We start from the raw sequence: 20494 nt of genomic DNA on the forward strand, positions 1-20494 counted from the left end.
GTATGAGTATTTTGCGTCACGTTCTGCCGCAATCGCTGATCGGGCGGGTGTACGCCCTCTATTCGGCCACCTTGCTGCTGTTTGTTGGTGGCAGCCTGGTGCTGTTTTATCAATATCAGTACAACGAAACCATCGAAGAGGCGCAGCGCTCGGCGACGATGTTGATCGAGGTGGTGGCGCAAACCGTTTCCGACAGTGCGGTGATTGGCGATTACGACACCATTCAGCGCACCCTCGACAAGTCCATCCTGCGTTCGCAGTTCGAGTCGGCCAAATTCATCGATCTGGCTGGCGGTGTGCTCAAAAGTGAAAACCCGCAGATGGCCAGGACAAAGGCGCCGGATTGGTTGCGCCAGCGGGTGGCTGATCAGCTGTATGACGTCAACCGGAACGTGGGCGCGGGTGGTGTCGATTACGGGGTACTGCGCCTGGTGTTTGCCGTCGACAGTATCGCCGAAGGGCTCTGGCAACTGATCCGGGTCGGCGTCAGCCTGGCCTTGTCCAGCCTGTTCGGCGGCCTGCTGCTGATCTGGTTTCCGCTGCGGCACTGGCTGGGAGCGCTGGAGCGCGTGCAAACCTTCGAGCGGGATTTTCGTCTTGATGCGAACGCTGCCGATGCGGCCCTGGTCGATGATTTGCCGCTCGAGTTCAGGCCGGCTTTCGAGGTGCTGCAACGTACTGCCGAGAGTCTGCGTACCGAGCTTGCGGCCCGGGATCGGGCGCTGCATTCATTGCGCGAGATTGTCGCGAGCATGTTGCCGGTGAGCGAACTCAGTGTCGAGCAGAAAACCGACGATATTGCCGTCCTCTCGAAAGTCATTGCCCGCATGGTCGCCGAGCGCGAAGCCAGTCGCCTTGAGTTGCAGCAGGCGAAAGACTCGGCCGAGGCGGCGAGTCGTGCGAAGAGCGAGTTTCTCGCCAACATGAGCCATGAAATCCGTACGCCGATGAATGGCATCATCGGCATGACCGATCTTGTCCTCGATTCCGACATCAACCCCGAACAGCGGGAGTTTGTCGGCATCGTCAAGACGTCGGCCGAGTCCTTGCTGACCATCATCAACGATATCCTCGATTTTTCGAAGATCGAGGCGGGCATGCTCTCGATCGAACGTGTGCCTTGCGAGTTGCGCAAAGTCATCGAGGCGTCGGTACAGCCCATGGAACTGCTCGCCGCAGAAAAACATCTGGCGCTGCGTTGCGAAATCGCGCCGGATTTGCCGATGAGCGTGGTTTGCGATCCGGTGCGTTTGCTGCAGATTCTGACCAATCTGCTCGGCAATGCGCTCAAGTTCACCGAATCCGGTGAAGTGCTGGTCCGTGTCGACTGGCTCAATGGTGATTCCGGCTCACATCTGCTGCATTTGACGGTACGCGATAGCGGCATAGGCATTGCGCCGGAAAGACTGGATCAGGTTTTCGATGCCTTTACCCAGGCTGACAACTCGACGACGCGCAAATACGGCGGCACCGGGCTGGGGCTGACCATTTGCCGCCGCCTTGTCGAACTGCTGGGCGGGCGTATCTGGGTTGAAAGCCAGCCTGGTGCTGGCAGCAGCTTCCATTTCACTTTGCTGGTGGAGGTGCTGGCACAGGAAAACTTGTCCTCCGCCTCGCCGGATGCAGCAGCGAGCGAAGCGGGGCGGACGGATATCCCGGAATTGCCTGCACAGCAATTGCTGCTGGTCGAGGACAACCCGGTCAACCAGCGTTTGGCGAGGACTTTGCTCGAGCGGCGCGGCTATCGCGTGACCCTTGCCGAAAATGGCCAGGAAGCGATTTCCGCCCTGGCCGGGAATGCCTTTTCCGCGATCCTGATGGATATGCAGATGCCGGTCATGGACGGTCTGGAGGCGACGCGCCGCATTCGCGCTGACGAGACTGTTTCGGGCAAGGGCCATGTGCCAATCATCGCGATGACCGCCAATGCCATGCAGGGCGACCGCGAGTTGTGTCTTGAAGCGGGAATGGATGACTACGTTTCCAAACCGATCAATGCCAGGCAGTTGTTTGATTGCCTTGCCCGTTGGGCTGGCCGCCACGGTTGATTCAGGCGGCGAAGTGAAGCGCCAGGCTTTCGAGCAGGCGCGCTAGCGGCAGGTTTTCTTCGCTTTCCATGATGCCCGGCACCGGGTGCGGGTATTCGAGGAAGATGCCGTAGGTGCCGGCGCGTTGGCCATGCACGTAGATGTGGGCGCGCAGTTTGTCGAGTTCGGTGTGGCGCAGGATGACGATCTGCGGATCGTTGCCGGCGTCGGGGACGACGTCGCAGGCGCTGGCAACGTGGGGTGCGAGCGCGACCAGGACCTTGCGGATTTCGCGTGACTTGGGGGCGACCCAGGGATTGATGTTCATCGCAGCAATTCCGGGCTGATCTGTGCCAGCCAGCGCTCGACGCGCTCTTCAGTGAGCAGCGGCTGGTTGATCTGGTCGATGGCGAGGCCGAGGAATTCGTCGCCGTCTACCGCCTGCGAAATGTTGAATTCGTAGCCGTCGACCGGCCAGCGCCCGATAACCGTCGCACCGGCCGCAAGCACGACATCGTGGATGAGGCCGATTGCGTCGACGAATTCGTCCGGGTATTTTTTCTGGTCACCGAGGCCGAAGATGGCGACGATCTTGCCGCGCAGGTCGGCGCCGGCCAGTTGCGGCAGGAACTCTTCCCAGCTCGGCTGATTGAGGCCGGTGGACAAGCCGGGCAGCTCGCCGGCGCCCAGCGTCGGGCTGCCGAGAATCAGCCGGTCATGGGCGAGAAAGTCGGTCAGCGTCGTGCGCCCGATATTGACCGGCGCCGCGACTGCATCACCGAGCTTTTTTGCGATCTGCTTGGCGAGCAGCCGGGTGCGGCCGGTGTCGGTGCCGAAAAAAATGCCGATGCTGGGCATGGCGGATCAGGCGGCGACCAGCTTTTCCTGGGTCAGCTCTTCCGGCAGACAGCCGACCGGGGCGCCGAGCACGCCTTCCGGGCCGTTTTCGAACTGGACCAGGTAAACGTGCTGGGTTTCGTCGGCTTCGGCACGGCCGAACTGGATGATCATGCCGCGCATGCCGGCCGGGGCGATCAGGCCTTCTTCGTCGTCAATGCCGGGCATGCCGCCATCGTTGAGGATATCCACGGCGGCGTAGACCAGTTCGCCAATCTCGTATTTGTAGTCTTCCATGGCTCAGCTCCAGACGTCAGGGGTAGCGAGCAGGCGCTGTACCGGCTGGTCGAACATCAGGTGTTCGTCGATGATGACGGCGACGTCTTCCGGCTTGACGTTGGTGTACATGATGCCGTCCGGGTAGACCAGCACGCTGGGGCCGACATGGCAGGGGCCGAGGCAGCCGGTATTGGTCAGCGCGAAGCCTGAGGCCCACAGGTTGCGGGCGGTGAATTCATCGGAAAAGGCTTGCCAGGTCTGGCCGCAGCCCTTTTCCTGGCAGGAGCCGCGCGGGTGACCGGCCGGGCGGCCCTGAACGCAGACGAAGACGTGTTTTTTGGGTTTTCCTGACATGGAGCTCTCCTTGTTGATGCTTGAAGCAATGCAAGGGTAGTGCCAGGCTTTAAATCCAATGAATTCAGTTGCTTGTGCTCAATTGTCGATGTCGCTTTTGCGACAAGTTCCGTCGGCGTTCAGCCAGCCGATGTGAAGCGTCCGGTCAGCCAGCGGCCGATGTCGGCGATTTCCTCGATGCAGACCGAGTGTGGCATCGGGTAGTCATGCCACTCGATCGGGTAGTTCATCGCCTGCAGGTGGGCAAATGCCTGGCGGCCGAGTTGCAAGGGCACAACGTCGTCTTCCGTGCCGTGGCCGGCGAAAACCGGCGTTGCGCGGTTGGCGGTCAAGGCCGCATCGGTCAACAGCCCGGGGGCCGGAATATAGGCGGACAGGGCGACGATGCCGGCCAGCCTTTCCGGATGCGTCAGCCCGGCGCTGTAGGCCATTGCGCCGCCTTGCGAAAAACCGGCCAGCACGATGTTGCGACAGGGAATGCCGAGCTCGTTCTGGCGGGCAATCAGATCGCGGATGCGCGCGGCGCTCTGCAGGACGCCGTCTTCATCGACCCCCCGGTCGATGCCGTCGATGTAGGTGATGTCGTACCAGGCCGGCATCACGTAACCGTTGTTGCAGGTCACCGCCAGTTCCGGCGCATGCGGAAAAACGAAACGCACGCCCAGTCCGGCCGGCAACGCAAGGTGCGGCACGATCGGTGCGAAATCGCCGCCGTCGGCACCGAGTCCGTGCAGCCAGATGACGGCGAACGCCGGATTGGCTGCGGTTTCGATTTCAATGGCGGGGAGCAGGGTGGGCATGGTCTGGTCTTTCTGCGTACGGTGGAGCGAGGCCGCATATTAACTTGCGTTTGCCATGTCCGAGCGGCTGGCTGTGCGCAGGCGTAGATGCTATCGTCTTAACCTGTCCGGGGCGCACGCGAAAGGGGTGGGAACAATGGCTGAAAAACTGATGCAGCGGCGCTTGTTCATCCTGGCCTTCCTGCTGTGGACACTGACGCTCGCGGCCTCGGCAATCTGGAACCTGCGCAATGCCGAGGTCCAGGTCATGAACATGGCTTATGCCGAGGCGCGCGCCAATCTTAACAAGGATCTGACGCTGCGCCGCTGGGGCACCCTGCATGGCGGTGTCTATGTGCCGATCACGGCCACCCAGAAATCGGTGCCCTTTCTGGCGCATGTGCCCGGACGTGACGTGACGACCACGGACGGGCGGCAGCTGACCCTGCTCAATCCGGCCAGCATGCTGCGCCAGATGATGGATCTCTATGCCGACAGCTATGGTATCCGGGGTCGCATCACCGGTCTCAAGTACCTCAACCCGGGCAATGCGCCGGATGCTTGGGAAAAATTGCAGCTCGAAGCCTTCGTCCGGGGCGAGCGCAAGGAAGTCTGGGCGATCAACCAGATCGACGGCCAGCCTTACCTGCGCTACCTGCGCGCCATGTACATGGAGGATGGGTGCAGCAAATGCCACGCCATTCTCGGTTACAAGATCGGCGACATGCGCGGTGCGACCGGCCTCAACCTGCCACTGGCGCCTTATCTGGCGGAGATTGCCGAGTCCCGCCTGACCCTGGGCGCGAGTCATCTGCTGATCTGGCTGCTCGGCATGGCGGGGCTGGTTTGGGTCGCCAGGTTGGTCGGGCGCTGGGCCGATGAGCGGGAAAAGACTCAGGCCGAATTGTTGCGTAACCAGGAACATCTCGAAGCGCAGGTCGCCGAGCGTACTCAGGCCCTGACTGCCGCCAGGGATGAGGCGGAGGCGGCCAACCGGGCGAAGAGCACCTTCCTTGCCAACATCAGTCACGAAATCCGCACGCCGCTCAATGCGATCACCGGCATGGTGCACCTGCTGCAGCGCGGCGGGGCCACGCCACAGCAGGCCGATCAGTTGCAGAAAATCGACAATGCCGGACGGCATCTGCTGGAAATCATCAATGCCGTGCTCGAACTTTCCAAGATCGATGCCGGCAAGTTCGCGCTCGAGGAAAGCGAGTTGTCGGTTCCCGCCCTGATCGCCAATGTCGTCTCGATCCTGCAGGAGCGCGTCCAGGCCCGGCATCTTCGTTTGCTTGCCGAATGTTCCGGGCTCGAGCAGCGCCTGCTGGGCGATCCGACCCGGCTGCAACAGGCGTTGCTCAACTATCTCAACAACGCCATCAAGTTCACGGCGGCCGGCAGCATTACCTTGCGGGCCTTGTCGCTCGGCGAGGATGCCGATTCGGTGATGGTTCGCTTCGAGGTTGAGGATACCGGGATCGGCATTCCGCCCGAGGTGGTCGGCCGCCTGTTTTCCGATTTCGAGCAGGCCGACAACTCGACGACGCGGCAATACGGCGGCACCGGCCTCGGTCTCAGCATCACCCGCAAGATTGCCGAACTGATGGGCGGTGCGGCCGGGGTCAGCAGTACGCCGGGGGTGGGCAGCAATTTCTGGTTCACCGTCCGCCTGCGCAAGGGCGAGGCGCAGCCGGCCGGTATTGCTGCGCCGGTTGCCGATGCCGCCGAGGAAGTGCTGGCCCGCGAGTTTCGCGGCCGGCGCATCCTGCTGGCCGAGGACGAACCGGTCAACCAGGAAATTGCACGTCTTTTGCTCGAAGAAGTCGGGCTGGTCGTCGAAACGGCGGAAGACGGCCGGCAGGCGGTCGACCTGGCGCGCGACCGGCATTTCGACCTGGTCCTGATGGACATGCAGATGCCCAATATGGACGGTCTGGCCGCGGCGCAGGCGATCCGCGCCCTGCCCGGTGGCGCGAAGCTGCGCATCCTGGCGATGACGGCGAACGCCTTCGATGATGACCGGCAGCGCTGTTTCGCCGCCGGCATGAACGATTTCGTCAGCAAGCCGGTCGATCCGCCGGTGCTGTTTGCCGCATTGCTACGGAATTTGCGGGCAGTGGATGCGGTCGGCTAGGCGAGACGGTATCCTTGCCGGATGCTGATCGAAAACGCACTTGACGACATTGCGCTGCGCCAGGCCCGGGCCGAGCGCGTCCTGTTCATTACCGGCGCCGGTATTTCGGCCGATTCGGGCCTGCCCACTTATCGTGGCGTCGGTGGCCTCTACAACGGCGAACATACCGAGGATGGCCTGGCGATCGAGGATGCGCTGTCCGGCGAGGTATTCGCGCTGCGCCCCGACATCACCTGGAAATACCTCGCCCAGATCGAGGAAAACTGTCGTGCCGCCCAGCCCAATGCGGCGCACTTGGCGATCGCCGAACTCGAACGCCGGCTGGCGCGGGTCACGGTGTTCACCCAGAACGTCGACGGCCTGCACCGCAAGGCCGGCAGCCGCGACGTGATCGAGATCCACGGCAACCTGCAGGGGCTGTTGTGCACCGCCTGCGACTTTGCCGAGACGGTCGACCATCTGGCCGGGCACGCAATGCCGCCGCGCTGTCCGCGCTGCGGCAGCGTGCTGCGCCCGAATGTCGTGTTGTTCGGCGAGGCACTGCCGGAGGCGGCCATGGAGCGTTTTCTCGACGCCCTCGATGCCGGTTTCGACATGGTGTTCACGATTGGCACTTCCGGCGTCTTTCCCTACATCGCCGAACCGGTAGTGTGGGCCGCGCAGTCCGGCATTCCGACGGTCGAGATCAATCCGCTGCAGACCCGCCTCAGTCAGCTCGTCGACTACCATCTGCCACTCGGCGCGGCGGCCGCGCTGCAGGCTATTATGCAGCGCCTCGACGCCGCCTGAGGGCGGCCGATGCCAGATCAGCGTACGGCCTGACTGCCGTGCTTTTCGCGCACCATGTCGTCGAGTGCGATGATGACGCCGTCGCTGCCGTGTTCGACTTCCTCGAAAGAGGAGAACAGCTGTTTCTGGATCGCGAAGTCGGTTTCCCAGCCACTGCCCATCAATGCGAGCGCCTGGTGCATGTTCTGATGTACTCCACGGTGCGGCGCGGCGATCTGCTTGAAGGCGCCGAGGCGGCCAAAGATCGCCTGGGTGGCATCGTTGCCCAGCCACTTGCCAAGGCGGCAGCCGGTTTCGCTGACCTTGATCGCCTGCGCATTGTCCGATTCGATGCCGCGATTGATCGCCATGTAGCCATTCTGCTTGTAGATGAAGTGGTCGACCTTGGCCAGCGAGGCAAAACTGACGTCATGCACGAAGCGGATCTGCGTCAGCGCGGTGGCTGAGGATGCCGCCACGTCAGCGAAGCGGCGGTCGAAATCGCCGATCGTGCCGCGGGATTCCGAGGCGATGTCACGCATTTCACCCGAGTTGGCGAGCATCTTTTCCGCGTCGACTTGCAAGGTCTGCATGATCGCGGAGATTTCCGACGAGGAGGTCTTCGAGTGTTCGGCCAGCTTGCCTACCTCGTCGGCGACGACGGCGAAGCCGCGGCCATGTTCGCCGGCGCGGGCGGCTTCGATGGCGGCGTTGAGGGCGAGCAGGTTGGTCTGGTCGGCGATGTTGGCGATCAGTTGCACCGAACGCGCGATTTCTTCCCGGTGACTGTTGAATTCATTGATCGCCTGGCCGGTATCCTCGATTTTCTCGACCAGACGGTTCATCGCGCTGACGACCTGGGTGATCGCCGTGCTGCTTTCTTCGGCGGCACGCGAGTTGCCTTCCGAGATCGCCGCCAGTTCATCGGTGGCGGCGACGATGCCGAGCATGTCCTGCTGGCTGGTCTTCATGTTTTTCAGCAGGTTTTCGGCATTCAACTGCCCGAGGCGGGAGAGCAGGTTGTTGCGCATTTCCTGGTGATAGTTGTCGAGCAGGATGTCGAGCGAGCGGTTGCCGCCTTCGACCGCATCGCGGAACACGCCGCGCAGGCTGCTGCTGTCCAGCTTCTGCTGGAACTGGTTGCTGCTGGCGGCTTCCAGGGCTTCGCGCTGAAGCCGGAAGCAGCCTTCCATCTGGTCGAGCATGGCGTTGACGTTGCTGCACACCCGGCCCAGTTCGTCGGTCCGGTGATTGTCGGGGATGCGGGCGCCGATCACCCCTTCGGCGATTTCGCCGGAAATGCGGGCGATGTGTTGCAGCGGCGTCAGCGCCACTTTCAGCTTGTGCAGGTAGAACAGGCCGCTGCCGATGCCGAAACACATCAGCAGGAACATCCAGATGCCGTCGAGCAATTGCCAGCCATGTGTGGCCATACCGATCAGGCCGGCAATCAGCAGCAGAATGTTGAGGAAGATGACTTCGAGAACGGCGCTCGAAAGGAAAGGGGTTCGCTGCATGAAATTTGGGCCAGTCGGTCGAAAATGCGGTGAATTGTCGCGGGGCATTGTTACCGCTTCGGGTCGAACGGCCCGAAGCGGCTTGTTGCTCAATGTATCAGAATTGCTTGACCTCGATATTCAGTGTCTGGATGCGGTAGGCGATCTGGCGCGGAGTCATGCCGAGAATGCGGGCTGCCTTGGCCTGCACCCAGCCGGCCTGCTCGAGAGCGGCAATGACGCGTTCCTTTTCCGACAGGTTGGGATCGTCGATGTCGATTTCCGAGAGGGGGCTGGAAATCGGGCTGGAAACCGGGTTGACCGCTGGCGCGGAAAAACCGCGCTGCGGTTTCGGTGAGCTGCGTTCGCGGCTGCTCGGGAAGCGGATCAGGTCGACATCGATCTTGCCATCCTCGGAGAGCACGGCCGCCCGTTCCAGACAGTTTTCCAGTTCGCGCACATTGCCCGGCCATTCGTAATTGGCGAGCCGGCGATTCGCCATGTCGGTCAGGCTCAGCTTGCGTTTCTGGTCGTTGCCGATCTTGCTCAGCAGGTGGCGGGCAATCTCGGGAATGTCCTCGATGCGCTCGCGCAGCGGCGGCAGGAAGAGGGGCATGACATTCAGGCGATAGAACAAGTCCTCGCGGAAATCGCCCATGTCGACGGCTGTCTCCAAATCGCGATGCGTAGCGGCGATGATCCGCACATCGACCTTGATCGTCTTGCTGCCGCCGACCCGCTCGAACTCGCCTTCCTGCAGGATGCGCAGCAGCTTGGCCTGGAAGGGCGCCGAGACTTCGCCGATTTCGTCGAGGAAGAGGGTGCCGCCGTGCGCCTGCTCGAAACGCCCCTTGCGCGACTCGACGGCGCCGGTGAAGGCGCCGCGTTCGTGGCCGAAAAGTTCGGATTCGAGCAGGTTTTCCGGCAGGGCGGCGCAGTTGAGCTTGACCAGCGCATTGCGCGCGCGCGGCGAGTTGTAGTGGATGGCGTTGGCGATCAGTTCCTTGCCGGTACCGGTTTCGCCGCGGATCAGTACCGTGGTGTTCCACTTGGCGACCAGGCGGGCCTGGTCGAAAACCCGGCGCATCACGGCCGAGCGGCCGACCATGCTGTCGAAGCCGAACTGGTGGCGAACGGTGCGGCGCAACAGGTCGCGTTCTTCGAGCAGGGTGCTTTTTTCCTGCTGGACATCGCGTGACAGACGCAGGTTCTGGCCGATCAGGTTGGCGACCATTTCGACAAACTGGGCGCGCTCCTCAAGCAGGCCGTCTTCCGGCAATTCCGGCTGGACAGCCAGGACGCCGAGCAGATCGCCGCCGACCTTGATCGGCACGGCAATGAAGGGGAGGTCGGTCTGGTAGACGCCTTCGCGATTCAGGAAGCGCGGTTCGTCGGCAGCGCAAACGAGCTTGATGGTGCGCTGCTTTTCCAGAACCAGGCCGATGATGCCTTCGCCCGGCCCGTACTGGACGTCGGCCAGGTCGGGACCATTCGGGTTGTACAGCGTGTGGATGCCGAGCTTGCCGCTGGCCGGATCGACGACGCTGATCAGGCCACGGGTCAGGCCGGCTTCGTCGTGCAGGACGCGCAGGACGTCGCGCAGGGTTTCATTGAAGGCGAGCGAGCGGCTGAGCACCCGGCTCACCGCATAGAGCGCGGCGAGCAGCAGGATGTTCAGCTCGTGCGTTCGGCAGTAGCCACCGGGCGGCGGGCACTCGTCGGCGGAGTGGATGATGTGTTCGTGCATGCTGTTCCCTTTCTTGTTCTTTTTAGATCGGGTCGCCGTCGAGACGGAATTCGACGATTGCCGCACAACCGCCGCTCGGACTTTCTGCCAGGTCGATGATGCCGCCGTGGTCGGCGACAACCTGCTGGGCGCGCGACAGGCCGGTGCCGATATGGCGGCCGCTGCCGTTCTTGGCGGTGAAGAAGGGTTCGAAGGCCTTGTGCCGCCACTCGTGCGGAATGCCCGGGCCGGTGTCGAGCACGGCAATCACCACGCAGTCACGCTCGACCGAGCTGGTCAGGCTCAGTTCGCGGCGTTTCCAGCCCTTGATGTTCATGGCTTCGATGGCGTTATCGACCAGGGCCTTGAACAGCATGCGCAATTGCAGCGGGCGGCCGATGATCGGCGGCAGGGTTGCGGCCGGCTGCCAATCGACGATGACGCCCGCGGCAAGCAGGCGCGGCGTGCAGATTTCCAGGACGTCGCGCAGGATTTCGTTGATGTTGATGCGTACGGCGATTTCCTGCGGGCTTTGCGGGATGACCTGACGCAGCATTTCCATGTGTTCGCGACTGGCCGCCAGGGCCTGCTGCAGCACGCCGGCGCTGGCCGGGTCGCGGCGTTGCAGCACGGAAGCAGCCGAGGCCATGACATTCATCGGTTCTTCAAGGCGGAAGATGGCGGCAGAGAGGCCTTCGCGGATCGCGGCGGTGCGTTCCTCGTCGGCCAGCACGGCCTGCAGCACGGCGGCGCGCGCCTTTTCCTGCTCTTCGCGCAAGGACGTGATGTCGGAGATGACCAGCAGCAGGCCCGGCTTGCCGCCGGTGTGGAGATAGCTGTCCGCTTCGTCGCTATGCATCTCGATCACCGATGAACTCACCGAAAGCCAGCGCGGCCGGCCGGCGGCACGGTCGATACGCGCCTCGCGGCTGACGAAGCCGCATTTGCCGGGGGATTTGGCCAGGCTCTCCAGCCAGTGCGGCATCACGCTGTCGAGCAAGGTGTGCGCCGGTTCCTTGGTGCGCAGGTCGCTGACCAGTTTCTTGTATTCCTGGTTGTCGAGAATGACGCGGCCTTTCTGATCAAGCAGGGCGAAGGCCATCGGCGCCGAATCGACGACCGATTCGATCAGCTGTTTCTGGTTGAGGACCATGCTTTCCAGGCGACGCATCTCGGTGATGTCGCGGTGCATGCCCAGGAAGTGCGTGGTCTTGCCCTTGCTGTCGACGACCGGCGAGATGTGCAGTTCGGCGAGATAGCGTTCGCCGCCTTTCCTGACGTTGAGCAGCTTGCCGGTCCACGGTCGCTGGGCGGCCAATTCGCTCCACATCGACTTGTACAGCTCGGGCGGGGTGGTGTGATTGGAGAGAACGGATTCGTTCTGGCCGATGATTTCGTCGGGCGTATAGCCAGTGACGCGGGCGAAGGCTTCGTTGGCGAAGAGGATGTTGGCCTTGGGATCGGTGATCGAAATGGCCAGATCTGCCTGGTCGACCGCCTGGCGATAGGCCTCGGGCGGCAGTTCCGTCTTTTGCGCAATGGGTGCCTGGGCACTGGGGACAGCCGACATGGTCATGCTCCTGATTAGTACGTTTGGTCTGGTCGTATGGGTGTTTGCTCCGTATCTAGCAGGTTCCGTGCCGCTCGCTTCAGGTCGTGGCGATGGCGGCTTGCCGTCAGGCTTGCGGAGCAAATGCGACGAAATTCATGTCACCTTTGCGACATTGCCACTCCTCTGGTTTTGCCCTGTTTTGGTGCGCCGACCGCAAAATCGTGCATCGACGCGGGTTTGCGGGAGGTGATGGCGATTTGGCACGCCTTGTGCAGAGAGGCAGTCGGTAAAACTGGAAACCGAAAGCCATGAGCGAATTTATTCTCCTGTTACTCTCCACCGCGCTGGTCAATAACGTCGTATTGATCAAGTTTCTCGGGCTCTGCCCGGTAATGGGTGTCTCGAAGAGTGTCGATAGCGCCCTCGGCATGGGGCTGGCGACGACCTTCGTCATCACGCTGGCGGCCGGTGCCTCCTGGATGCTCGACAACTGGCTGCTGACGCCGCTCGGTCTGGGCTACCTGCGCATCCTGACCTTCATCCTGGTGATCGCGGCCGTCGTCCAATTCACCGAGATGTTCATCAAGAAGGCCAGTCCCGGTCTCTACCAGTCGCTCGGCATCTACCTGCCGCTGATCACCACCAACTGCGCCGTGCTCGGTGTTGCGCTGCTCAACGTCGAACAGAAATTCAGCCTGTTCAAGAGCCTGCTCTACGGTTTCGGCTCGGCGCTCGGTTTCACCATCGTGCTGCTGATCTTCGCCGGTCTGCGCGAACGCGTCGCCTTGGCCCGCGTTCCTGGTGCCTTCGTCGGGGCGCCGATCGCCTTCGTCACCATCAGCCTGCTGGCCCTCGCCTTCATGGGCTTTTCCGGCCTGAACGTCTAAGGGAGATAAATCAATGATCGCTGCCATTCTCAGTCTGACCATCCTCGGTGCCGCACTCGGCATCATTCTCGGTGTGGCCAACAAATTCCTGCAGGTCGAAGGCAATCCGGTGGTGGAAGAACTGCTCGCCATCATGCCCGGTTCCAATTGCGGCCAATGCGGCTTCCCCGGTTGTTCCGGCGCTGCCGAGGCCATCGTCGATGGTTCGGCCGCCCCGACCTGCTGCCCGCCGGGCGGCAAGGCGCTGGCCGCGGCAATTGCCGCCAAGCTCGGCATCGAGGTCGATCTGTCGGGGATGACCGACGACGGTCCGAAAATCGCGCTGGTTGCCGAAGAGCTTTGCATCGGCTGCTGCCGTTGCAGCAAAGTCTGCCCGACCGACGCCATTCTCGGTGCCGCCAAGCAGATCCATAACGTGCTGCGCGAGGCCTGTACCGGCTGCAGCAGCTGCATCGAAAAATGCCCGACCGAGGCACTGGTGATGACGCCGGTGCCGGTGACCCTGCAGCACTGGGTCATGCCCAAACCCCTGGCTGCGTGAGATCAACATGGGATTCATGAACCTCTTCAAGCATTTCCTCGGCAAGGACTGGGGCGTCCATCCGGCCGACCACAAGCGTCCGGCCTCCGATGTGCCGACCCGCAAACTGCCGATTCCGCCACGCCTGCACCTGATGCTGTCGCAACACGTCGGCGCCCCGTCGCGGCCGATCGTGCTGGTCGGCGAAAAGGTCAGGAAGGGCCAGCTGATTGCCGCCGCCCAGGGCAACATCTCGGCGCCGCTGCATGCCTCGACTTCCGGCACGATCAGCGCGATCGGCGAAATTACCGCGCCGCACGCTTCCGGCCTGCCCGGCATGGCGATCTCGATCGACAGCGATGGCGAAGATGCCTGGATCGAAACCGAAGTCATCACCGATCCTTTTTCGCTCTCGCCCGAGGACATCGCCAAACGCGTCGCCGCGGCCGGTGTGGTCGGCCTGGGTGGCGCCACCTTCCCGTCCTCGGTCAAACTTAATCTTGGCCGCCGTTCGAAAATCGACACGCTGATCATGAACGGCAGCGAGTGCGAGCCTTACCTGTCTTGCGACGACCGCCTGATGCGCGACCGCGCCGCCGACATCGTGACCGGCATCCGCCTGATGCTGATCTCGACCGGTGCCGGCGAAGCCAAGGTCGGTATCGAGGACAACAAGCCGGAAGCGATCGCCGCGATGCGCGAGGCCGCAGCCCGTTTCGACAATGTCACGATTTTCCCGGTGCCGGCGCGTTACCCGATGGGTTCCGACCGCCAGTTGATCGTCGAACTGACCGGGCGCGAAGTCCCGTCCGACGCGCGTGCCGCTGACGTCGGCGTCATCGTCCATAACGTCGGTACGGCCTACGCCGTGCAGCAGGCGGTCTGTCTCGGCCGGCCGCTGCTCAGCCGGGTGATGACCCTGAATGGCGGCGTTGCAGCGACGCCGGGCAACTACGAAGTGCCGCTCGGCACCCTGATCAGCGACCTGGTCGCCTTCACTGGCGGCACGACGGGCGAGGTCGCCAAGCTGGTGATGGGCGGCCCGATGATGGGCACTATCCTGCCCCACATGCGGGTGCCGGTGATCAAGGGCACCAGCGGCATCCTGCTGCTCGACGCCAACGAGGCGGCGGGTGGCGAAGTCGAGGATTGCATCCGCTGCGGCAGTTGCGTCAAGGCCTGTCCGATGGGGCTGCTGCCGCTCGAAATGAGCGCGCGCATCCGCAACGACGAAATGGATGCCGCGGCCGATCTCGGTCTGGCCGACTGCATCGCCTGCGGTTGCTGTGCCTACGTCTGCCCCTCGCACATCCCGCTGGTCCAGTACTTCTACCACGCCAAGGGCGATCTCTACGCCCGTGAGCGCAACAAGCTGCGCACCGAGGCAACCAAGAAAATGGCCCTGCAGCGTCAGGAACGTCTGGATCGCGAGCAGCGCGAGAAGGTCGAAGCGGCCGCCAAACGCAAGGCCGAACGTGCTGCGGCCGCCGCCGCAGCAGCCGCTGCCGAAGCGGCCAAACAAGGAGAGTCCGCATGAGCACCAGCAGCCTGACTGCGCCACCGATCGCCTCGCCGCACGCACACGGCGGCAATTCGGTCACCCTGACCATGTTCCGCGTCCAGCTGGCGCTGCTGCCGGCGACGCTGTTCGGCTTCTGGCTGTTCGGCTGGCCGTCGGTCTTCCTCTTCCTGCTCACCGTCCTGTCCTGCCTCGGGTTCGAGGCCCTGTCGCTCAAGCTGATGGGGCGCCAGCGTTTCAAGGGCACCCTGTTCGACGGATCGGCCATGCTCACCGGCTGGCTGCTGGCGATGACCCTGCCGCCCTGGGCGCCGTGGTGGGTCGCCGTGCTCGGTGGTTTCATCGCGATCGTGATCGGCAAGCAGGTCTTTGGCGGTGTTGGCCAGAATGTCTTCAATCCGGCCATGGTGGCCCGCGTCGCCTTGCTGATCTCCTTCCCCGTCCCGCTGACCCAGTGGGTTTTCCCCCTGCCGCTGACTTCGCTGGCCGCGCCCGACTTCATTGACGGTCTGCGTATCTTTCTGACCAGCCTGCCGCTACCGGATGCGATGGCCAGTGCTTCGCTGCTCGGCTTTTCCAAGACCGAAATGTCGCGCGGCATCGACCTGCTGCATTCACTGGCCGGTGCCCAGGCGCCGGCCCTGTCGTGGCTCGGTACGCGGGCCGGCAGCTTCGGTGAGTCGGCTTCCTTGCTGATCCTTGGCGGCGGCCTCTACCTGCTGGCGCGCGGTGTCATCACCTGGCATACGCCGCTGGCGGTACTGGCCGGTCTGGCGATTCCCGCTGCAATCGGTCATGCCGTCGATCCGGGGCATTACCTGAGCGTTTCGGCGCACCTGTTGTCGGGGGCTGCCATGCTCGGCGCTTTCTTCATCGCCACTGACTACGTGACTTCGCCCAATACGGGGGCGGGACAAATCGTCTTCGGTCTGGGCGTCGGTTTGCTGACCTGGGTCATTCGCACCTGGGGCGCTTATCCGGAGGGGATGGCTTTCGCGGTCCTGCTGATGAACGCCATGACGCCGGTCATCGATCGCTTCGTCAAACCGCGCATCCTTGGCCGTGACCGCAAGGGCAAGCCGTTGAGCATTCCGGAAAAGAAGGGGGCCTGAGATGGGATTTGCATCGATACGTGAAAAACTGGGTTACCAGCCCGTCCTGCTCGGCGTCTTTGCGCTGCTGGCCAGCGGCGCCCTGGCCTGGGTCTCGGAATCCACCGCCGGCGCCATCGCCGCGGCCGAAGCCAAGGATTTGCGCGACTCGCTGGCCGAAGTGCTGCCGCAAGGCTTTGCCGACAACGATTTTCTGCACGATACGGTCGACCTCGAAAACAAGGGCAAAACCGTCACCATTTACCGTGCCCGCCAGGGTGGGGTGGTCAAGGGGGCAATTTTCAAGGTGGCCGAACGTGGCTATGCCGCCGATATCGTCATCCTGATGGCGGTCGATGCTGATGGAAAAATGCTCGGCGCGCGCGTGCTCAAGCATGCCGAAACGCCGGGTCTGGGCGACAAGATCGAGCTCTCCAAGGCGCCGTGGATCAAGGACTTCGACGGCAAGTCGCTGGGCAATCCGGCGCCCGAGAAATGGGCGGTCAAGAAGGACGGCGGCATCTTCGACCAGTTCGCCGGCGCCACCATCACGCCGCGGGCCGTGGTCAAGGCGGTCAAGGGCGGGCTGGATTTCTACGCCGCGCATCGCAAGGAAATTCTCGGAGACAAATCATGAGTGACGCCCTGAAAGAAGTCCCCCAGGGGGAAAACTACGGCAGCATCATCAAGGACGGCCTGTGGGAACAGAACGTGGTGTTCTCGCAGATGCTCGCCCTGTGCCCGACCATGGCGGTGACGACGAGCGGGACCAACGGTCTCGGCATGGGACTGGCGACCACGGCGGTGCTGGTGGTCTCCAATATCCTGGTCTCGATGATCCGGCACACGGTCAGTTCGCAGGTGCGGATTCCAGTGTTCGTGGTGTTGATTGCCACGCTGGTGACTGTCGTCGATATGGTCATGAATGCCTGGATGCACGATCTTTACAAGGTGCTCGGCCTGTTCATCGCGCTGATCGTGGTCAATTGCGCCATTCTCGGCCGCGCCGAAGCCTACGCCGTCAAGAACGGTGTGTTCGCCTCGGCGGTCGATGGTCTGGCGATGGGCCTGGGTTTCACCGGCGCCCTGACCCTGATCGGCCTGATCCGCGAGTTTCTCGGTTCGGGCACCTTGTTTGCGCAGGCTTCGAACCTGCTCGGTCCGTCTTTCGCGTTCCTCGAAATGAAACTGCCGGGTTACGGTGGTGCCCTGCTGATGATCCTGCCGCCGGGCGCTTTTGCCGTGCTCGGCTTCCTGCTTGCCGGCAAGCGGGTCATGGAGCAGCGGGCAGAGGCGCGGGCAAAGAATGCAAGTGGTGGTGCAGCACCGCTTGTTGCTTAAAGGGAGAAGAAAATGCAGATCGGCATTGCTTATTCAGAACCAGGACAGCAGATCTGGTTGAATATCGAGGTTCCGGACGAGTCGACCGTTGCAGAAGGGATCGAACGTTCGGGTGTGCTCAAGCAGTTTCCGCACATTGATTTGGCAACTCAGAAAGTCGGTGTGTTCGGTCGTCTGGTAAAGTTGGAGGCCGCCCTAAAACCGGGCGACCGTATCGAAATTTACCGGCCGATCATCGCCGATCCGGAAACCGTCCCACGTCGGGACACGAACGAAGAAGAATAAACACTATGTCTTTAACTATCGGTGTGGTGCGCGAAAGCGCACCGGGAGAACATCGCGTCGCAGTTGTGCCGGAAACGGCCAAGAAATTCCAGGCCTTGGGGGCGAAATTCGTCCTCGAGAATACGCTGGGGCTGGAAAGCCACTTCATGGATTCGACCTATGAAGGGGCCACTTTCAGCCAGGGCGTGCAGGGAATCTACCGCGGCGCCGACCTGATTTTGCGCGTGACCCCCCCCACCCTCGAGGAAATTGCAGAAATCCCCGAAGGTGCGGTGCTGATCGGTCTGCTCAAACCCTTCGAGGACAAGGCTCGACTGGCGGCGCTCAATGCCCGCAAGATCACCGCCTTCTCGCTTGAACTGCTGCCGCGCATTTCGCGCGCCCAGAGCATGGACGCGCTGTCCAGCCAGGGCGCCTGTGCCGGCTACCAGTGCGGCCTGATCGCCGCGGCGCGTTGTACCAAATTCTTCCCGATGCTGACCACGGCGGCCGGCACCATCCGGCCGGCGCGCGTGCTGGTGATCGGGGCCGGCGTTGCCGGTCTGCAGGCGATCGCCACCTGCAAGCGCCTCGGCGCGATGGTTGAAGCCTACGACGTGCGGGCCGCAGCCAAGGAACAGATCGAATCGCTCGGCGCCAAGTTCGTCGATACTGGCGTTTCGGCTGACGGCGCCGGCGGTTATGCGCGCGAACTTTCCGCCGAGGAAAAGGCGCAGCAGGCCGAAAAGCTGGCCAAGGCCGTTGAAATGGCCGATGTCGTGATCACCACGGCAGCGATCCCCGGCAAGAAGGCGCCGGTGATCATTACGGTCGACATGATCAAACGCATGAAATACGGCGCCATCGTCGTCGACATGGCCGCCGAATCGGGCGGCAACTGTGCGCTGACCCAGCCTGGCGAACATGTCGTCGCCAACGACGTCAATATCCATGGTCCGCTCAACCTGCCGTCGCGCATGCCGACGCATGCCTCCGAGCTGTACGCCAAGAACCTCTACAACTTCCTGTCGCCGTGGATCAAGGACGGCAAGCTCGAGTTCGACTGGAGCGATGAAGTGGTCGCTGGCACCTTGCTCTGCAAGGACGGCGCAACGGTGCACGCCACCGTGAAGCAGGTTTTGGGAGACGCATGATGGACGGTTTGCTCGCTTTATATATCTTCACGCTCGCAGCCTTCACCGGCTACGAGATCATCGCCAAGGTGCCGGTCATCCTGCACACGCCGCTGATGTCCGGGTCCAACTTCGTGCACGGCGTGGTCGTGGTCGGCGCCATGCTCATGCTGGGCACGGCTGACACGCCGGTGCAGCAGGCCATCGGCTTCTTCGCCGTCGCCCTCGGTGCAGCCAACGCGGCCGGTGGCTACGTGGTCACCGAGCGCATGCTCGCCATGTTCAAGAAGAAGGAGGCTTGAAATGATTAGCCCCACACGCTCACTTCGTTCGCTGCCCCCCGAGGGGGCGCAAGCCTCCCTTGGGACTGCCCGGCAGGAGGCTTGGCTATGACGCTGCCTATCTACGTTCAAGGCGCCTGGTACGTCGGCGCACTGCTTTTCATTTTCGGTCTCAAGGGCATGGGCTCGCCGGCTTCCGCCCGCAAGGGGATCGTCATCGCCGGTTACGGCATGCTGCTGGCGATTGCTGCGACCTTCCTGATTCCCGGTCTGCAGAACCTGGCGCTGATGGCCCTGGCCCTCGTGCTCGGCGGTGCGGTGGCCTGGATCTCCGGCAAGAAGGTCAAGATGACCGACATGCCGCAGATGGTCGCCATCTACAACGGCATGGGCGGCGGCGCGGCCGCCGCGATTGCCGCCATCGAGTTCGCCAAGGGCGATGCGCACAGCGTGGTCACCACCATCCTGGCAGTGGTCGGTGCGCTGATCGGTGCGGTTTCCTTCACCGGCTCCTGCGTGGCCTGGGCCAAGCTGCAGGGCGTGCTCAAAAAAGCGCATCGCCTGCCGGCCCAGAATGCGGTCAATGTCGTGCTGGCTTTGGTCGCCATCGCTCTCGGTGCCGCCATGGTCGTCATGGCCCCGGCCCAGCCGGAGCTGATCTTCGGCTTCTTCGCGGTTGCCCTGGTGCTTGGCCTGATCGTCACGCTGCCGATCGGCGGCGCCGACATGCCGGTGGTGATCTCGCTGTTCAATGCCTTCACCGGCCTGGCGGTCGGTTTCGAAGGCTACGTGCTGGGCAACCCGGCGCTGATCATTGCCGGCATCGTGGTCGGTGCGGCCGGCACGCTGCTCACTCAGCTCATGGCCAAGGCGATGAACCGTCCGCTCACCAACATCCTCTTCACGCCGATGGTGGCCAGCGGTCCCGGCGAGGCGATCACCGGCACGATGAAGGAACTGTCGGCGCTCGATGCGGCGGCGATGATGCGCTATGCCAGCAAAGTCATCATCGTGCCGGGTTACGGCATGGCGGTGGCGCATGCGCAGCACAAAGTCTGGGAAATGACCGAGATCCTGGAAGAGGCTGGGGTCGAGGTGAAGTTCGCCATCCATCCGGTGGCCGGACGGATGCCGGGTCATATGAACGTGCTGCTCGCCGAAGCCGGCGTGCCTTACGACAAGATTCTCGACCTTGAAGAAATCAACGGCGAGTTCGGCCAGACCGACGTGGCGCTGATCATCGGTGCCAACGACGTGGTCAACCCGAGCGCGCGTACCGACAAGACCAGCCCGATCTACGGCATGCCGATTCTCGATGCCGACAAGGCGCAGAACGTGATCGTCATCAAGCGCGGCAAGGGTACGGGTTATTCCGGAGTTGAAAACGCCCTGTTCTACACCGACAATTGCCGCATGCTCTACGGTGATGCCCAGCCGATGGCCGGGGAGATCATCCAGCAACTGAAGGCCATGGGCTAAGCCATGCCTCCCGAAAAGCCCGGC

General features: G+C 62.8%; 21 protein-coding genes. 13 read left to right on the plus strand and 8 right to left on the minus strand.

All coding sequences use genetic code 11. The features are described from left to right. Window positions 1–2 precede the first annotated feature (2 nt). Window positions 3–2048: an ATP-binding protein gene (locus KIG99_RS15015; protein WP_226460885.1), complete on the plus strand. Its 2046-nt coding sequence runs from the start codon at window positions 3–5 to the stop codon at window positions 2046–2048. A gap of 1 nt (window position 2049) precedes the next feature. On the opposite strand, the gene KIG99_RS15020 is transcribed toward KIG99_RS15015, so the two are convergent. The 5 genes from KIG99_RS15020 to KIG99_RS15040 form a co-directional block, all read right to left on the minus strand. Then, entirely contained in the window at window positions 2050–2355 is a 306-nt protein-coding gene (locus KIG99_RS15020; RefSeq protein ID WP_226460886.1) for a hypothetical protein, read from the minus strand. Then, window positions 2352–2885 carry a flavodoxin gene (locus KIG99_RS15025; protein ID WP_226460887.1) on the minus strand — a complete coding sequence of 178 codons (534 nt, stop codon included), beginning with the start codon at window positions 2883–2885 and terminating at the stop codon, window positions 2352–2354. Before KIG99_RS15025 ends, KIG99_RS15020 begins: the two co-directional genes overlap by 4 nt. A gap of 6 nt (window positions 2886–2891) precedes the next feature. After that, window positions 2892–3161 carry a nitrogen fixation protein NifZ gene (locus KIG99_RS15030; protein WP_226460888.1) on the minus strand — a complete coding sequence of 90 codons (270 nt, stop codon included), beginning with the start codon at window positions 3159–3161 and terminating at the stop codon, window positions 2892–2894. A 3-nt stretch (window positions 3162–3164) separates the two neighbouring features. Beyond that, window positions 3165–3497: a (2Fe-2S) ferredoxin domain-containing protein gene (locus KIG99_RS15035; RefSeq protein WP_226442763.1), complete on the minus strand. Its 333-nt coding sequence runs from the start codon at window positions 3495–3497 to the stop codon at window positions 3165–3167. Between the two features lie 119 nt (window positions 3498–3616). After that, window positions 3617–4297, minus strand: coding sequence for an alpha/beta hydrolase (locus KIG99_RS15040; RefSeq protein ID WP_226460889.1), 681 nt, complete (start codon window positions 4295–4297; stop codon window positions 3617–3619). A 136-nt stretch (window positions 4298–4433) separates the two neighbouring features. On the opposite strand from KIG99_RS15040, the gene KIG99_RS15045 reads away from it, so the two are divergent. Next, window positions 4434–6413 (plus strand): response regulator, encoded by a 1980-nt coding sequence (locus tag KIG99_RS15045; RefSeq protein WP_226460890.1) that lies wholly within the window; start codon window positions 4434–4436, stop codon window positions 6411–6413. A gap of 21 nt (window positions 6414–6434) precedes the next feature. Beyond that, window positions 6435–7202 (plus strand): NAD-dependent deacylase, encoded by a 768-nt coding sequence (locus KIG99_RS15050; protein ID WP_226460891.1) that lies wholly within the window; start codon window positions 6435–6437, stop codon window positions 7200–7202. 17 nt (window positions 7203–7219) lie between these two features. On the opposite strand, the gene KIG99_RS15055 is transcribed toward KIG99_RS15050, so the two are convergent. The 3 genes from KIG99_RS15055 to nifL form a co-directional block, all read right to left on the minus strand. Then, window positions 7220–8698 carry a methyl-accepting chemotaxis protein gene (locus KIG99_RS15055; protein ID WP_226460892.1) on the minus strand — a complete coding sequence of 493 codons (1479 nt, stop codon included), beginning with the start codon at window positions 8696–8698 and terminating at the stop codon, window positions 7220–7222. A 97-nt stretch (window positions 8699–8795) separates the two neighbouring features. Next, a complete protein-coding gene (gene nifA, locus KIG99_RS15060; protein WP_226460893.1) occupies window positions 8796–10424 on the minus strand; it encodes a nif-specific transcriptional activator NifA in 1629 nt (542 codons plus the stop codon). 22 nt (window positions 10425–10446) lie between these two features. After that, the gene (nifL, locus tag KIG99_RS15065; protein ID WP_226460894.1) at window positions 10447–11973 is read right to left on the minus strand and encodes a nitrogen fixation negative regulator NifL; all 1527 of its coding nucleotides are present in this window, start codon (window positions 11971–11973) and stop codon (window positions 10447–10449) included. Window positions 11974–12263: 290 nt separating this feature from the next. On the opposite strand from nifL, the gene rsxA reads away from it, so the two are divergent. The 10 genes from rsxA to KIG99_RS15115 all read left to right on the plus strand — a co-directional run bounded on the left by rsxA (window position 12264) and on the right by KIG99_RS15115 (window position 20470). Further along, window positions 12264–12842, plus strand: coding sequence for an electron transport complex subunit RsxA (rsxA, locus tag KIG99_RS15070; RefSeq protein WP_226460895.1), 579 nt, complete (start codon window positions 12264–12266; stop codon window positions 12840–12842). A gap of 13 nt (window positions 12843–12855) precedes the next feature. Continuing rightward, window positions 12856–13383 (plus strand): RnfABCDGE type electron transport complex subunit B, encoded by a 528-nt coding sequence (locus KIG99_RS15075; protein ID WP_226460896.1) that lies wholly within the window; start codon window positions 12856–12858, stop codon window positions 13381–13383. A gap of 7 nt (window positions 13384–13390) precedes the next feature. Continuing rightward, a complete protein-coding gene (rsxC, locus tag KIG99_RS15080; RefSeq protein WP_226460897.1) occupies window positions 13391–14899 on the plus strand; it encodes an electron transport complex subunit RsxC in 1509 nt (502 codons plus the stop codon). Beyond that, window positions 14896–15993, plus strand: a complete 1098-nt coding sequence (locus tag KIG99_RS15085; protein WP_226460898.1) for an RnfABCDGE type electron transport complex subunit D — start codon at window positions 14896–14898, stop codon at window positions 15991–15993. The genes rsxC and KIG99_RS15085 overlap by 4 nt, the downstream gene beginning before the upstream one ends. 1 nt (window position 15994) lies before the next feature. Continuing rightward, window positions 15995–16609, plus strand: a complete 615-nt coding sequence (locus KIG99_RS15090) for an RnfABCDGE type electron transport complex subunit G (RefSeq protein ID WP_226460899.1) — start codon at window positions 15995–15997, stop codon at window positions 16607–16609. Then, entirely contained in the window at window positions 16606–17313 is a 708-nt protein-coding gene (locus tag KIG99_RS15095; RefSeq protein ID WP_226460900.1) for an electron transport complex subunit E, read from the plus strand. Before KIG99_RS15090 ends, KIG99_RS15095 begins: the two co-directional genes overlap by 4 nt. A gap of 12 nt (window positions 17314–17325) precedes the next feature. Continuing rightward, window positions 17326–17598, plus strand: a complete 273-nt coding sequence (locus KIG99_RS15100) for an RnfH family protein (RefSeq protein WP_226460901.1) — start codon at window positions 17326–17328, stop codon at window positions 17596–17598. 5 nt (window positions 17599–17603) lie between these two features. After that, complete coding sequence (locus KIG99_RS15105; protein ID WP_226460902.1) at window positions 17604–18731, plus strand: NAD(P) transhydrogenase subunit alpha; 1128 nt, start codon at window positions 17604–17606, stop codon at window positions 18729–18731. Next, window positions 18731–19012 (plus strand): NAD(P) transhydrogenase subunit alpha, encoded by a 282-nt coding sequence (locus KIG99_RS15110; RefSeq protein WP_210426598.1) that lies wholly within the window; start codon window positions 18731–18733, stop codon window positions 19010–19012. Before KIG99_RS15105 ends, KIG99_RS15110 begins: the two co-directional genes overlap by 1 nt. An 87-nt stretch (window positions 19013–19099) precedes the next feature. After that, complete coding sequence (locus KIG99_RS15115) at window positions 19100–20470, plus strand: NAD(P)(+) transhydrogenase (Re/Si-specific) subunit beta (protein WP_226460903.1); 1371 nt, start codon at window positions 19100–19102, stop codon at window positions 20468–20470. Window positions 20471–20494: the final 24 nt, after the last annotated feature.

Source organism: Quatrionicoccus australiensis (assembly GCF_020510425.1).
GTDB lineage: Bacteria > Pseudomonadota > Gammaproteobacteria > Burkholderiales > Rhodocyclaceae > Azonexus > Azonexus australiensis_A.